The sequence below is a fragment of the Leucogemmata humicola genome (genome assembly GCF_055379415.1).
Map to the genome: position 1 here is coordinate 2,368,470 of NZ_AP040875.1, position 14,995 is coordinate 2,383,464.

At 59.6% G+C, this 14,995-nt stretch carries 11 protein-coding genes and 1 pseudogene; 6 read left to right on the top strand and 6 right to left on the bottom strand.

The features are described 5' to 3' along the window. Positions 1-84: 84 nt before the first annotated feature. From AC6H4Z_RS09885 to AC6H4Z_RS09905, 5 genes are all read right to left on the bottom strand, one after another. Positions 85-2,271, bottom strand: coding sequence for a hypothetical protein (locus AC6H4Z_RS09885; protein ID WP_497546583.1), 2,187 nt, complete (start codon positions 2,269-2,271; stop codon positions 85-87). Further along, complete coding sequence (locus tag AC6H4Z_RS09890; protein ID WP_497546584.1) at positions 2,268-2,819, bottom strand: hypothetical protein; 552 nt, start codon at positions 2,817-2,819, stop codon at positions 2,268-2,270. Before AC6H4Z_RS09890 ends, AC6H4Z_RS09885 begins: the two co-directional genes overlap by 4 nt. Beyond that, positions 2,816-4,237 (bottom strand): dsDNA nuclease domain-containing protein, encoded by a 1,422-nt coding sequence (locus AC6H4Z_RS09895; protein WP_497546585.1) that lies wholly within the window; start codon positions 4,235-4,237, stop codon positions 2,816-2,818. The genes AC6H4Z_RS09890 and AC6H4Z_RS09895 overlap by 4 nt, the downstream gene beginning before the upstream one ends. 965 nt (positions 4,238-5,202) lie before the next feature. Then, positions 5,203-5,904 (bottom strand): hypothetical protein, encoded by a 702-nt coding sequence (locus tag AC6H4Z_RS09900; protein ID WP_497546586.1) that lies wholly within the window; start codon positions 5,902-5,904, stop codon positions 5,203-5,205. A gap of 275 nt (positions 5,905-6,179) precedes the next feature. Continuing rightward, positions 6,180-6,326, bottom strand: coding sequence for a hypothetical protein (locus AC6H4Z_RS09905; protein ID WP_497546587.1), 147 nt, complete (start codon positions 6,324-6,326; stop codon positions 6,180-6,182). An 852-nt stretch (positions 6,327-7,178) separates the two neighbouring features. On the opposite strand from AC6H4Z_RS09905, the pseudogene AC6H4Z_RS09910 reads away from it, so the two are divergent. Beyond that, a pseudogene (locus tag AC6H4Z_RS09910) lies at positions 7,179-7,682 on the top strand (OmpA family protein); the annotation flags it as partial. A gap of 363 nt (positions 7,683-8,045) precedes the next feature. Next, on the top strand, positions 8,046-9,617 hold the full coding sequence (locus AC6H4Z_RS09915; RefSeq protein WP_497547093.1) for a hypothetical protein: 1,572 nt from the start codon (positions 8,046-8,048) through the stop codon (positions 9,615-9,617). A 592-nt stretch (positions 9,618-10,209) separates the two neighbouring features. Here AC6H4Z_RS09915 and AC6H4Z_RS09920 read toward each other — a convergent pair. Further along, the gene (locus tag AC6H4Z_RS09920; RefSeq protein ID WP_497546588.1) at positions 10,210-11,310 is read right to left on the bottom strand and encodes a sigma 54-interacting transcriptional regulator; all 1,101 of its coding nucleotides are present in this window, start codon (positions 11,308-11,310) and stop codon (positions 10,210-10,212) included. A gap of 251 nt (positions 11,311-11,561) precedes the next feature. On the opposite strand from AC6H4Z_RS09920, the gene AC6H4Z_RS09925 reads away from it, so the two are divergent. Genes AC6H4Z_RS09925 through AC6H4Z_RS09940 form a run of 4 tightly spaced genes read left to right on the top strand, consistent with a single transcriptional unit; the run spans position 11,562 to position 14,980 of the window. Further along, complete coding sequence (locus AC6H4Z_RS09925) at positions 11,562-13,031, top strand: GspE/PulE family protein (RefSeq protein WP_497546589.1); 1,470 nt, start codon at positions 11,562-11,564, stop codon at positions 13,029-13,031. Further along, positions 13,015-13,473, top strand: coding sequence for a type II secretion system major pseudopilin GspG (gspG, locus tag AC6H4Z_RS09930; protein WP_497546590.1), 459 nt, complete (start codon positions 13,015-13,017; stop codon positions 13,471-13,473). Before AC6H4Z_RS09925 ends, gspG begins: the two co-directional genes overlap by 17 nt. Further along, positions 13,470-14,675, top strand: coding sequence for a type II secretion system F family protein (locus AC6H4Z_RS09935; protein ID WP_497546591.1), 1,206 nt, complete (start codon positions 13,470-13,472; stop codon positions 14,673-14,675). The genes gspG and AC6H4Z_RS09935 overlap by 4 nt, the downstream gene beginning before the upstream one ends. Continuing rightward, positions 14,672-14,980 (top strand): pilus assembly FimT family protein, encoded by a 309-nt coding sequence (locus AC6H4Z_RS09940; protein ID WP_497546592.1) that lies wholly within the window; start codon positions 14,672-14,674, stop codon positions 14,978-14,980. The genes AC6H4Z_RS09935 and AC6H4Z_RS09940 overlap by 4 nt, the downstream gene beginning before the upstream one ends. Positions 14,981-14,995: the final 15 nt, after the last annotated feature.

A 14,995-nucleotide genomic window follows, 5' to 3' on the forward strand; every position in this document is an offset into this window, starting at 1 on the left:
TCTCGGCGAACCTCGAAGCCGGCCGTTCGCCGAGGTGAAGCGCTTCACCGTCGTCCGATCCGCGCGAGCGAGGTTCGCTTCTCGTTAACCCCATACGTGCGATAGCGGGATGCGGTTTGCGCCAGCCAGGTTGACGAATGCACGGCCGGCAACGATCAGCTGAGTGCGAACCGATAACGATTTGTTCAGAAGGGTGATGAACGGCTCGACCAAGTAATTCTCCTCGTCCGTCAATTCGCTATCATCGGCAAGGGTTGGCGGGAAGTCGACTATTGCCAAGCCGGGATAGTTGCATCCACTGCGACCCGACAGCGACATCAGCGCGTAGTGATATGCGTTCAAGAAGAAGCATCCGAGTGTCGCACCAAGCTTGGTGTGCCACTCGGCGTCGTTCAGAGTGATTCGGAAGTCTCGCTTCCCGAGACGGACGGCGACTTGACCCTCGGGCCAGCGTCCGAGGCTCCCCGTGTTCAGGGCGTTGAAGTATGTGTTGAAGCCATCAGCCAGTGTTGTTGCTGCGCGCTCGAATTTTACCATGCGTGTCCGTGCCTCAACCTCGACCTCTAGTGCTCCAGCCTCAGTTTCGATCCTTTCGATTCGCTCGGTCAGTGCATCGCGCTGGGCCAATACTTTCGCGACGCCGTCGAGTGTGCCGAGTCGCTCCTCGATTCCGCCCACCATTTGATCGAGCAAGCTCAAGTCCGGAGGGAGCACCGCAGCCGCGGCAACCTGTGTAGGCCGAAGTAGGGTCTCGATCCGATGAATGCTCTCGTCGACTTCGCTCAATCGAAGTTGCAGCTCATCGCGGCTTCGCTGGTGACGAGCGAGGACCTCCCCCAGTTCGTCTGCTTCGACCCGAAGCTGTTCGGTCTCAAAGGCGATGCGTCGTGATCCCGCAGCGCCAGCCACATCGAGCTCGCGATGCGGCTGGAGGCAAAGGTAGCATTCCTGCGCGCTCGTCCGTCCCTGTTTGACACTTTGATCACAAACGGGGCAGTGGGTGACTTTGAGCTCAGATAGCTCGGCGCCGGCGACGCTCGCACGCTCGAGACGGTCCCTCTCGCGATCGACGGAGGCGCGGTAGTCCGCCAGTTCGCGGATACGCTCATCGGTTTGTCTGACTTCGTCGCGAAGGCCCTCCCGCTCACGTCGGGCCGAGGTTAACGCGGTGCCGTGCTCCTCGACCAGGCTACGATGGTGCTTTTGTGCTTCGGTATGCGACGCACCAGCCGCGTCGGCGAGGTCGCGCAGGATGGCGAGACGACGCGCACCGGCCTCATCCCGCTCGGCTCTCAAGCGCGCGCGCGCCGCTTCGAGTGACTCAGGCGTAATGGAGACTGAAAGCTCCGCGAATCGGTCGAGTTCAGTCGTGACTCGATGAAGCATTTCTAAATACGATGCCTTTTCGGCCTGCAACCGCTGTATCTCACGTCGTTTCTCGACGAGTTCTCCGTACTCTGTGGAGAACAGGGCTTCTGCTACCCCGAGGAACTGCATGAGCGCAGCATGCTGTTCGCTCTCAAACTGCTTGTCGGCAAGATCGGACCAGAAGCGCTCTTCCCGATAGATGTGTCGGAACAGAGAGCGCCATGAAAGCACTGGCCACGCGCGGGGAGCGTATGGGTCGCCTCGCGGATAGTGCACGAGAGGGATACCCAGTAGCCCAAGGAGATGCTGACCAAAGTCTTCCGCCGACATCGCATTGCCGTCAACCAACACCTTGCTCCGCATTCCCGGCTCCTTCCACTGACGCTCGAGATGCACCACGCGATCGAGCGCGTTACCGTCGTCGTCTGCGTCTATCGGGTCTTGCTCGCCAACGGCCGCCTCATCTAGTGGGTTGGCGACGCCGTCCGGGGGCGACGCGCCCTCGGGTAGTGCGGACACCTTGTCGTTGCGCGCTGTCATCTCACATATGCGGAGCTGCATGTCAGCGCTCTTATACTTTGCCGTGAGTTCCGGACTCAGCGTGGCGTCCGGGTTGTCCGTGTCGCCCAATAAGAAGTCAATAAAGCGGATCCATTTCGATTTCCCCGTGTTCGGCGGTCCGACAAGCAGATTGACGCCGGCGACGAAGTCCAGGCGTTCTGCCTCTCCTACCTCGGGGACTCGCCGCACGTAGTCAATGACGAGTGTTCGTCTGGGCCGCTGGAAATCGTTGACGTTGTCCGGCGCGTCACCTAAACGTCGCATCTTTTGTGAGGCGGCCGACTCGTTTTCGTCACCGAACTCCAGTGGAATCTGGCCCTGTCCGTCTTGGCGAGAAGTCACCGAATGACCTCGCCTAGCAATCGACGGGCGACTTCCCGATCGAACTGCTCATAAATGAATCGCTTCAAAGTGTCGCCGGATTTGGCGCCGAAAACACGCTTCAAGTGAGCCATCTGATCGACAAGCGGCGTGAACGCCGCACTACCACGAAGGGATTCGGCTTTGACGACACCATCTTGCGTGAGTGTGAAGCGGTACGCGCCGTTAGGCTGCACTTGGACGGTTAACAAACGCGTGCCCTCCAGAAAACCGAGAATGTGGTAGTAACGCTTGTCCCATGGTCCGTAGTGGTGTCGAACCATTGGCGCCTCAATCCCGTCTCGGACGGGTGGAGCGCTGACGCCGACGGCCGCACAGGCAGCCGCGTAGAAAGCCGGGTACCGCACGAAGAAATCGAGCTTCGCGAGCTTCGTCAGACCGTCGATTCGATTCTTGACGCCGCAGACGCGATGAAGCAGCAGAAGGCGCGCCGCGTGAAACTCGAGAAGATCCTCGGCGAGCAACGCAGTTCCGGCGGGGAAGGCGCGCAAGTTCCTGATAGATTTCACGCGGCCTCGCCGGGAGGCGTATCGCCGGAAGACGGAAGCTCTCCAATAGAGAGCCTGGTGAATCGATGTTGACCGCGAGCCGTGATGTCGTACATCGCGCCCTGGATCCAGCCGAGTGGGGCTCGCGGCACGAGGGTCTGCAGACCGCGAACCGCGGACAGGCAACGGCCATGAAACTGTGTCGGCGTGTCGCTGAACCCGTCGGCGAGATAGGTCGAGAGGAGTTCGTGTAATAGAGCGCGTACCTCGGTCTCAAGTAGCTCATGCTCGTCCAACCGCAGGAACTCAGGGCGAAGCCTATCCTGTCTGTACTTGCGACGTAGCTCCCATGCCGAGTCAATCTGCTCGTCGCTTAGTCCGGCATCCCGAAGCCGCGAGCGCAGATCGATGGAGCTTGCGCCGCGCGACGGATGTTCGGCGCGCTGAATCTCATCGCGCATGTACTGGAGCAGCCTTGCGCGAGCCTGCTTCTTTTTTTCCGGGTCGGGCTGCCATGGCGCGTCGGCGGCCGCCTTCGCTCGAACAAGCAGTTTGGTGTAGAGGTCCACACGTTGATCGGGGGCTAGATGACTGCCGTGAGACGCCACGAATTCATCAAGCGCAATGAGATTGTGACTGCGAATCGAGGCTTCGGATTCGCGGACTTCCCATAAGAGTCGTCGTACCCAGGATCGTGCGTCACTTCCCTTGGCGGATACGAACCGGCGGCGACGTTCAGCGCTCGCTGCAATAAGGGCGACCAACTCGTCAAACGCCGCCTTTCCCTCCGCCCGATCACTGTGGCCTACAGGAAAGGTGAGCAGGGCAAGTGAGCTGTCGATCGGGATGGACGTGATGAGCCGAAACGTACACGGTTCCGCGCATCGCTCGTGGGCGAGGGATTTCTCCAACACCGTCAGTGGCCGTTGTTCCACTGGGTCCCCCTCTTCGTCCGGAGCCGCGCCATCGAGGCGGCAGAGGAGGGCGGCCGTCCACAGCTGGCCGGGGTTCTCGCTCTTTACCTGGACGAACTCGATGGACTCGACTGCGCTTCGCCAAATCAAGACGACATCGTCCTCGGCTTCGCACCATACCGAGGCTAACGTCTCATCGGTAAGCATCTGCAGGTAGAAGGCGACGGCCACGTGGTCCTGATACGAAAAACCACGTCGCGCGACAGGCCCGCCTTGTTCGCCGGGGGCCAGGGCGTGAATGGACGGGAGTTCTTGTGACAAGAGCGAAGAAAAGTAGTGAGCAATCCAGCATGTGCCGCGCGCGCAAAGAAAGTAGTTGTACCCTGTTGTCTCCGCGAGGGCGGCGCAACAAGACGTAAATAAGAGAGCGTTAATGAACGGATGACTTACTCGCGGAGCGACACCGGCGGTCCACGTGACGGGAGGAACTCCATCCGGTTTTCGGCCAGCGACATTTCCACGCATCGGCTGGACCGGGAAGTCGGAAGTTGTCCGTCAGGATCTCGACCGGCGCGCGCGGCCCGGGAGTGCCGTGAGGGTTGTCATCGAGACGCCTTCGTCAGACTCGTGACTCGCAATGTCCGCGCGGATTCGGCTCGCCGACGGAAGGGTATTGAGATCGGCTGGAATCGCCCCGACATGCCGTGATCGCCGCCGGGAGACCCATCGACCCACAGGAGCTCGCAGCTTGACAGACGCCGGCTTGGTTTCGGTGGCTGCACACACGGCCGATCCCGACGAGGCAGCGAGCCCTCCGTCATCGCTTAGCTGATGGCGGGCTTTCTGTATTCGCGACCGGTTCGCTGTTGCCACGTCTGTACTGCTACGAGGCGACCATCGCGGCGGCGTGATGGTCGCCTCGTGCTGCTTCCGCGTTTCCTCGTCGCTGCGAGGATGTCCTCAGCCTCGCGGTAGTCGTAGTATGTATGGATCGTTTGATGCTCTGTGAACACGCCGGCAGCCGCCACAGCTGTGACAGGATCGTGTCGGCGCTCGGCACGCCAATTCCTTGGGTAGGGGTGAGTCGCGCCCTGGCCAGCTCGGCAACCCGCGATAGCTTCTGCCGCTGCGGCCAGGGCGCGTGTCCAAATACCTGCTTTCGTGAGCCACCCCTGATCGCGGGCGCTCTTCATGCGAGGAGCTGTAAGTCCGCCTCACCGGCCCAGCAGGGACTGAGCATTCTCGGGGTCACACAGGCTGATACAGACTGTCGAGCAACAGATGGTGGCCTGTAGCGCCTTCTAAGATCACTCACGTGCACAAGCCAACGACGCTCACGTCCGGCCTCTTCGAGTCGCCTCGTGCGAGTGCGCTAGCGAATCGCCTAGCTATGGAGCAGTTCAGCACGCACCGCGGACAGGACGACGGAACCGGCGACAGGTGTCGTCGCGCACGTGAGAATGTGGCGCGCCGGCGAGATTCCGAACGCGTTAACAGAAACCACCAAAGTCTTTCTCAGATCCCTCTCGCCACCCGCCTTCTTTCGCTCCGCCTGAATTCGACTCTTCGTCCCTTTCGCGCACATGATTTTCCATGTCACGACGTTGCTGTTCGTCGCGCTGCTTCAGCATTTCCCCGTAGGCCCGGTACATGTCTCGGCAGGCTATTGAGTCGTGGCCGCAGGTGTCGCAGATGTGATCGAGGATGGCCTTTTCCTGTGGAGTCAACTGTCCCGCATCGAGTTGCGCTTGGAACTTCTGGCGTGTCTCCTGGAGGTTGGCATCGAACGCGGCGAGTTTGCTCTCCGACATGTCGAAGCGTCGATCCTGACCGCCGACGTTCAGAATACCTGTGAAACCCTGCGCAGCGGATCCTTCGAGCCGCCAATATGCCTTGTCGGAGAAATACGCGACGATGTCAGCGAAGGATCGCAGACCAATGAGGAACGAATCAGCGTCGGTCCACGGTACTGAGAGGAAAGCGCGGGCGGATTCGGGAACGGAAGCAGCGACATCGTAGAAATCCGCGACTTGGCTTAACCCCGATGCATCGCCCTCTCCATGGCGAAGCGTGCGTGCGATTCGCTCATAGGCCTGAGCATCGACGAGGACAGTCCGCGTGATCGTGACGTCAACAACAGCAACGGGCTCGCCCATGATTGTGCGTACTTTTGCCTTCCATTGATCCGCCATTGCAGCTCTCCAGGGAAGTTGTGGAGCGGGAAGCTGGGGCCGATTCAGGGTCGGCGCTATACCCCCGACACTGTCGTTGCGAAATCGACACAAGACGAGAATCAGACGCTATTCTCTGTGTTCCGAGAAGGCGCGGCAATTAACGAGGTTCGTATCACGGATGCTCTTTTACGAGTGCTCAGTTTCTTGGAATTCGGTCAACGGTGATGTTGTCGCTACGCAGTCGATTAGGCGTTTCGAGTTTCCGCTGGCCCTACCGTTTCGATGTTTGCCCGCTACGCGGCCGGCTGATTGGCCGTTACATCTGCCGCGGCGCGAACAGGATCGTCGAACACGTGCGCATACTTAGCTGTGGTCGCTGTTTCTCGATGCTCGAGGAGCTCGCCGATCACCAGGGGCGATCCCGCTTGTGACGCAGCCACGGACGCGAAAGAGTGCCGGACATTGTGAAGCCGCACGTCATCGAGTTTCGGGGCATAGCGAACGGCATACCAGACACGATTGATTTCGAGCAGCGCCTCGGTGCGCCGTCTCGCTTCTCAGACAGTTGGTCAGGGAACACGTAAGGTGATTTCCCGCCCGAGGCACTTCGGGCGGAAGAAAAGCGGCCCAATCGCGCGCACTCTCTTTCTAGTCCTGGTATCAGTCAGGGTTACCGGCCATGCTCAAGGTCGAGGTCCGGCCAACTGAGCGTCAACGCTGGGACCCACCATGGATCACGGGCGGACGCTATGCGCCTCGTTCAACTGCGATCAAAGACAAGCGATTGTGCATGTGGCTTCGCTCCCGTCGCCTTTCGACTTCGCGGAACCGCGATTCGCTAGATGGAGTGAATCTGGGCCTGCGAAGGAATGATGCATATCGAATTGGAGGACATCAATGGTGAGTTGCTTAGGCATTGCAACAGGTCCAATAAGCGCGGAGGGAAATGGTGATGTTTCCTATGGAAATTATTTGTGGTTGCGTATATTATCGTGCCAGTGAGAGCAGACTAGCATTAAAGACCGTATATATTGAAACATCCTCAAGGCAAGCCCATGTATGGTCGCGTGAGCCGAGTCGGTGCAGAGATCACCGCCCTTATGATGGCGTTGTCGCTTTCTGCGCCGTTGGCCCTTGCCCAAGCTCCTGCGCCTCGGGCAGTGCCAATCACGCCGGCGCGACTAGTCCGGGCGTGCAGTTTCGAAGCGCTTCGGGCGGCGCGAGAGCGAGCGCTCGATGAGAGGGAGGCGCTTGGGGCGGTTGCCGTCGCCGACACGTCAACGAAGCAGACGATGGTCAGGGAGTTAGTGACTTCAAAGACGTCTAACGCCAATCGTGACCAGTTGGTTCAGTTCTGTGCCTCGGCACCCGTCGATTCGCTTAAGCGACTTGGAATAATCGGATATTCCAAAGTGTGGCTGCGAGGGATCACGCCGCCATCGGCGATCGTCGTGAATGCCTACGCGGACAGTGCGTTGGAACTTGCCAAATTGGCGCAGGAGGTCACGGTTCATCGTGCTCAGATCCGATTCGATGTAGGAAAGTCGAGACTCACAGTGGCGGATTCAGCGCGCATAAGAATATTCGTTGATTTATTGCGCGAGCGAAGCGCCCTTGACGCACCAGATACGATCCAGGTCAAGGGCTACGCCGATGCCGTTGGACCGGACAGCTTGAACACGCGATTGTCTCTTGCTCGAGCGGAAGTGGTCGCACTATATCTTGTCGATCTAGGCGTTCCATACCGTCGGATTGCCGTTTCTGGTCAGTGGGCGAACAATCCGAGCGCTAATCAATCCGAGCTTGCGCGCTCGACCAATCGCTCCGTGGAGATCGCGTCAGCTTTTAAAGCTGCAGATGTCGAGGCGATCCAGACCGCGTCTGCGCTAGGCGCTTATGGGCAGTCGAGCATTGCTAGGCAACTGACAAAAGATGGTCCGGCTTTCGCCGAGTCGCCACCGACGGATGCCGCGAAGCGGGCCAGTTCGGTCGCCGATATCGCTGCTGACCTCGTGATCAACAAGGCAGAAGAGCAATTGCTCACCTGGTTGATGCGAGATGCCACACAGCAGTTGTGCGGCGATTCTACGTCACTGCCAGAAGTAGTTACGTATGACCGTCATCTCAGGGAGGTGCGAAGCAAGATCGCCGCTGGAAGGATGACGCAACCCCAAGGCGCTGAAGAACTCCTTCTCGATCGAAAGAAGGCCGAGGACGCGCGGGCCAAGATCATAGTCTTGCCAGCCACTTGCCAACTCTTTCGTCGGTTTGCCCGCGATGACTACATCCCGAGCGTCGCCACCTTGCGAGAGATCGTGAGGCAAGACCTTCGCGCCGTTCCCGAGCAGTTGGCCATGCGTACGTTGGCACGGGCGGTCAAGGACACGAGTCACGGTATCGCCGAGGCATCAGCGACCGTCCTCTTGACGCTATATGCCGTTCGTGCGATCGACGAAGGACAAACTCTCGAAGATGTTCTCGGCGCCTATCCAACGTTGCGTGAGCGCATCGGGATTAACGCTGACGCGCTTGGGAACGCCGACCGCGCGTTGCTTCGTTTTGCTCAGTTCGCGTCTCTGTATCAGGATGCGTCGCGCGAGCTTGCTCTTCCGAGCGGCAATCGTCCAAGCATCGATAGTCTCGCCGTCATCTCGCTCAAGACGCTTGCCGTCAGATCCCCGAAAATGCTCGACTCGACGCAGGCTGCCGTCGTACTCGAAACGGTGCGAGACCTCGAGAATCTTCGAGGATCCATCGCTGCCATTCGATCCGACCTCGTGGCGCCGAACTCCAACAAGTCTGACAGCTCAGGCGATCGCGTCAAGCAATACGCGCAACTCGTTGCGTCCGTGACGGACATTGCGACGATGGTGCTAAAGCATGATCCGGCTCTTCAGGACTCTAGTTACTATCGACTCTGGAACGCCGTGAACGTAGTGCATTCGCTCTCGCTAGCTATTGCTGCGAACGACTACCGGGACGTCCTGTTCGGACTAGTATCGCTTCAGCTAACGTTAGCGCCCGAGTTCGAGCCCCTCATCCCGGTTTTTGGTCCTATCGCCGCCGTTGAATCGAAGGAACTCTTCCCGGTAATGCTGGCGGCGGAAACGCGACCGCCGGATCTGGCTGCGCTGGTGATGTCGGATCTTCAGCAGACTGCCGTCCGGCTGCGATCGAGCCCGGCAATCGTCAGCAATCCTCAGTTGCGAACGTTCCTCGTCCTCGCGGATGTGGCGATGGCGAAGAGCGAGGCTGATGTGCAGGCCGCCTTCAAGCGGTACGACGGCGGGAGTTGGGGATATCGCGAGAAGCGGACCGGCGGCAGGTACCTTGCGCTCAACGCCTACCTCGGTGGCGCGGCGGGCGCGGATATCGGTGCGGGACGGACCGTCTCCGCGTACGCAAAGCCCTTCGTTCCCGTCGGGTTCGAGTATGGTTGGACTACGCGTGGGATTTCCAACGGAATTCTGATCGACTTTCTCGACGTCGGAGCCATTGCGGTTTCTCACCTGACGAAATCGCCAATTGATGATTCGAAGGACCGGTTTGCGCGTATCCCAGTGCTCGGCGCGTTCTACGTCTGGGGCTTTCGCAAGACGCCGTTCAGCGCGGGCCTGGGCGTTCAGTGGACGGCGACTCCGATCAAGGATGGCGGAAGTGCGAATCTCGCGAGGTTCGGTATGATCGCCGGGATTGACGCGCCTCTCCTCCATCTGAAGGACTGGCGCTAAATGGCGGCTTTTCAGGAACCGTTCGCGGAAGTTACTCGTGAAACAGTTCTGTAGGGCTCTCGGGAAGGCGTACGTCGTTTCGAATCAGCAATGACTGCTTCCGAAGTCTTGGACACGCCAGGGAGGTTGCGAATGCGGTGCACGTTAGAGATTGGTCGTTGTCTTTCGCGCGCATGTCGCGGGGGTGAAATCCCGCCGCCCGACCAATTAACGACCAGAAATCGACGCTGATAAAACGACGCCCCGTCCTCTGAAACGGGGGAATGGGGTGCTCTCACCCTGCATTCTCCTGCAACGCAAAACGGCTCAATTTCGATTTGCAACATCTTTCAGCGCCACGAACGCCTCGTTGCCACGATCGCACTTCTCGCTGACATGTGCGACGTGTTCGTCACGGGGAGAAAATTGCAGCCGCGATAGCCAGTGTAGCTCGCGCTTTCATGCACCCGAAAGTCGATTCGGCGGCGAGCAATTCACCCCGTCGTGAAACCGGTGACGCGGCATCTGCTGCTCCTCCGCGGATGTGGCGATCACTCGAACGTGCCAACGGCGCCGAAATCGTCGGGGCCTTTGAATATCGGGGTGTGATTCATCAGTCAGCCCGCGCATCCGAACCGTCGGTGCTTGGTGTTGTTCGTGACTCTAGGTCTCCACGACGTTTCGCGCGATACACGGTGGTTCGGTGAACCCCGAGGAGGCGGGCTGCACCTCCGATCGTTCCGGCCTTCGCAAACGCCGCATCGACATCAGTCTCTGTAATGGCTTCCGTTGGCGACCGTGTGGGTCGGGCAAGGTATTCTAGTCCGTCGGCACAATGGTCAAGTGTGAGTTCTGATGATCCGTTCGCATCGAGGAGAAGCCGATGTATCGTTGCGTCGAGTTGCCTCAAATTATTCGGCCAAGGAGCGGCCTGCAGTGCGTTCATGAGTTCGGGCGACACACTCGGCTCCGACACCCCGATTCTTCGCGCGTGCGAGCGAAGGTAGGCTTCGACAAGGATCGGGATATCCGCGCGACGTTCCCTGAGCGCCGGGAGTCGAACGCGAAATACCTGTAGTCGCGCGAAAAGGTCTGACAGGAACGCGCCTTGTTCAGACAAACTTTCAAGAGGCTCATTCGCGGCCGCGACGAGCCGAACGTCAACGCGAACATCGCGATCCGACCCGACCGGTCGCAACTCGCCGTACTCAATCACATGTAGGAGTTTGTGCTGCACCGCCCGTGAGCATTTGCCAATCTCATCCAGGAAGAGGGTTCCACCATTGGCGCTGGCGAACAGGCCGGCACGTGACGACCGCGCGTCAGTAAATGCACCCGCCACGTGACCGAAGAGTTCAGATGCTGCAAGGCCATCGTCGAGTGCCGAGAGCGTGAGTTGATAGAATGGACCAGAGTTTCGCGGCGAAAGGCGGTGAACATGGCGTGCGAGCCGTGTCTTCCCTGTCCCGGACGCCCCCTCGATCAGAATGGTTGCGGTATCATCGCGTGCGAATCGTTCGATGTATGAGAGTGCTCTGAGGAATGAAGAACTCTGAAAGGTGTCGAGGGGAATGCCCGCGTCTGGCAACGCGCCTCGAGGCGTCGCGCGGTATCCGCGGTCCTTACTTGGTGAAGACACAGATTGCGGGGCGGATGTCAGTCCCGGGTGGCCTAGCGACGGCCAAATGGTAGGGGGCGAAAGTGTGGACAGCATAGCGCCCGTCTGCAAGGTCCCGAACCCCGGACGATTGAACGCGAATGATTAGAGCGCTCTAATCTGCAGGTGTCGACGCCCTCCGCCTCGGGTGCGAGCCAATCGTCCCGCCGATGTTGCGCATCGTTCGACTGGCTTTTTCGCGAGGTTGCGCAACGTGCGGCTAGTCGTACCAGTGCGCGCAAGGCCAGCAGTCGCAACGCGTTAGATGAGCAAGGTCATCGGTCTAGTCCTTGCCATCGTCGGGTGAAATGGAAACGCCAATCAGTCCCCAGTTCGCGCTGCCAGACTCGGTGTCGCGCGAGTACCTCATCCACCATCGTGTGTGCCCCGTCCGGTTGTTGGACGATGGGCGCGTCGTTGTCGCTGTTACAGAGCGTGCGCGGGCGGAAACCCTGGACGAAATCGCCGCCGCCTGTCGTGCTCCGATTGCTGTCGAGCGAGTCACGGACGCGGACCTTGATCAGTTGATCGAGCGGATCACGGGACAGCGCGAACGTCAACTCGAAATGGCAGCGGCGACGGATGACGGCAGTGGGTCGACAGACATTCGCGAACTCGCAAGTCAGGCGCCGGTTGTCCGCTATGTGAACATGCTCGTCCGCGAAGCGCATGATCTCGGGGCGAGCGATGTTCACCTCGAAGCGACGGCCGATGGTCTTGCCGCGCGCTTCAGGCTGGATGGTGTCCTGTGTCCGGCGCCGGAGCCAGCGGCTCAGTTGCATCACGCCGTCGTATCGAGAATAAAGTTGCTCGCCGACCTCGATATCGCGGAGCGTCGACGTCCTCAGGACGGCCGTATCCGCGTGAGATTAGAGAAGCGTGAACTCGATTTACGCGTCTCGACGGTTCCGACCATTCATGGAGAGAGCGTAGTCTTGCGATTGCTGGACCGTGGTGGTCAGCCAGTATCCCTGGCCGAACTCGGACTCTCTTCGTCGATGCTCGAATCGTTTGAGCGCCTAACGCAACGATCTCACGGGATGATTTTGGTCAGTGGTCCGACAGGCAGCGGCAAGACGACCACGCTGAACGCTGCCGTCCAATCGCGGATGCGTGCGGTAGAGAAGATCATTACAGTCGAAGATCCGGTGGAATACCGCCTGACGGGAATCACCCAAGTGCCGATTCACCGGCAAACCGGTGTGACGTTTGCCAGCGCGCTCCGCGCGATCCTTCGTCAGGATCCAGATGTGCTAATGGTCGGCGAAATGCGCGACGACGAAACGGCAGAAATCGCGGTGCAAGCAGCAATGACCGGCCATCTAGTCTTTAGTACTCTGCACACAAACGATGCTCCGAGCGCGATACCGCGATTGGTCGACTTAGGCGTCCCACCATACCTCGTCGCCGCGACTCTGGAAGCGGTGCTAGCCCAAAGGCTGGTGCGCAGAACCTGTTCCCACTGTCGCACGACCTATGAGCCAGCGCATTCGATCGCTGCTGCGCGCGCCGCCGGTCACGGGCTTGACGGTCCTTTCACCCGAGGAGCTGGATGTACGGCGTGTCGTGGCACCGGGTACCGAGGGCGAGTTGGCATTTTCGAGCTGCTTGTGGTTACCGAGAATCTCAAACACGCGATTTCCAGGAATGCGACAAGAGCAGAACTCCGTGAGGCCGCCACATCTGACGGCCTGGTCCCACTTCGTATCGATGGATGGAACAAGGCAAAGGCAGGAATCACGACGGTTGAGGAGGTCCTTCGTGTCGCGTCGGAATAGTCGCAGCTCTGAGCGTCGTGCCTTCACATTGATTGAACTCCTCGTCACGCTTGCGATTGTCGCCGTGCTCGCCTCGGTGATCGCGCCGTCGCTCTTTGGCAATATCGGCGATGCACGAGTGAAGGCAGCGAAAAGCCAAATCGAGGTTCTCGCTTTGGCACTCGATGCGTATCGCGTTGACATGGGAGATGTTCCTACAACTGAGGAAGGGCTTCAGGCTTTGCGCGTTCCTCCATCGGGGGCAATATCAGACCGCTGGCGCGGACCATACTTGCGCCAAGAGGTTCCAGTTGACCCGTGGGGTAGGCCGTACACGTACGTCGCGCCGGGCATAGAGAATCTCGACTCTTACGATCTGTTCACGCTTGGCAAGGATGGCCGGCCCGGCGGAGACGGTGAAAACGGCGACATCACGTCTTGGAATGGGCCGATTCGCCAATGAATTCTCGACGCTCCCGCCAAACCTTCCGGTATGCCGCGCTCACGAAGACTGGCAATGTCGAGCAGGGCGAACTAGTCGCGGTGGACGAGGATAGTGCGCGACGAGAGTTGGCCGCACAAGGTTACCTAATTTTGGAGTGGCGCCTCGTCAGATCGTGGAATGGGCACGCGCGACTGAATGCTCGCGATCTCGCCCTCGGCCTTCGCATCCTGGCGAACCTGGTCGACTGCGGAATGCCAGTGAACGAAGCGCTCGCCACGTTTGTGGATCTCGCTCCACCAACCTGGTCAGCGGAGGCATCGCAGATGTCCAAAGCCGTCGGGGAAGGGAGTTCCATCTCGCAATCTCTGATCGATTGCTTGGATACTAGAATCCCGTCAACGGTGATAGGGCTCATTCGGGCAGGCGAAGCAGGTGCCGGACTCGCCGTTGGCCTCAAAGAGGCGGCAGAATGGGCCGAGAATCGCGCTCGCGATCGAATGGCACTGCGAAATGCATTGGCCTATCCGACAGTGGTCGCGGCGGTAGGCGTCGTATCGATCGGCGTCATGGTGCAGGTTGTACTCCCTCGATTCGCACGAATGCTGTCCGACCTTGATCAGGCGATGCCGCCCCTCACGTCCGCAATACTCTCAGTTACGGATGCATTGCGCCGCGGGGCGCTGCCGGGTGTGCTGATCGTGAGCGCACTGTTCGTGTTTGTTCGTACAAGCATCGATAACTCGAGCGAGGGATCTCGATGGGATGAGCTGATGCTGCGTATTCCTGTTGTGGGTCCTCTGCGCTTTGCGTCCGTTTCGTCGCATACATTGGCGTCGCTCGCCGCACTGCTTCGCAACGGGGTTTCCTTGCCCACTGCACTACCACTTGCGGGCAAGGCGTCGGGCGATGCTGCGATAGAGCGGCGGTTGGCTATCGCGGCGGGCCTGGTCAGCGCCGGACAATCGCTTGCGAAGTCGCTTGCAGAAGTGGGTGCCGTCTCAGCGACAGCGGCACGTCTGGTCGCCGCAGGAGAACGATCCGGTCGACTCGCAGAAATGTCGGCGCATGCCGCCGCGCTTGAGCGAACGCGAGCGGCGGCGTTGACCGGCCAACTGCTCCGAATCCTTGAACCGGTGCTTCTCTTTTCCGTTGCCGGCGTCGTTGCCCTGATCGCCGTGGCGATGTTGCAAGCGGTCTACAGCATTAGGCCGGCACCGTGAGCGCGCGCCGCAGGGGATTCACGCTCGTTGAATTGCTCATTGTGCTCTGCATTCTCGGCCTCATTCTGGCTGTGGCCACGCCTACATCATCTCCGCGCCCCCTACAAACTGATTCGCCGGTTGATGCAATTGAAAACGCTCGGCATTCAGCGATTCATGATGGTAGGGCAGTGTTTCTTCGTTTGAACATCGCGGGAGCGTGGTGCGTTATTATCGCCCAACCTGATGGCAGCATCTTGGCGGATTCCACAGCTGGATTCGATCGGTCTTCAGGAGCTAGACGCAAGTATGCGACAACGCACTAAGACTGCCGGATTCGC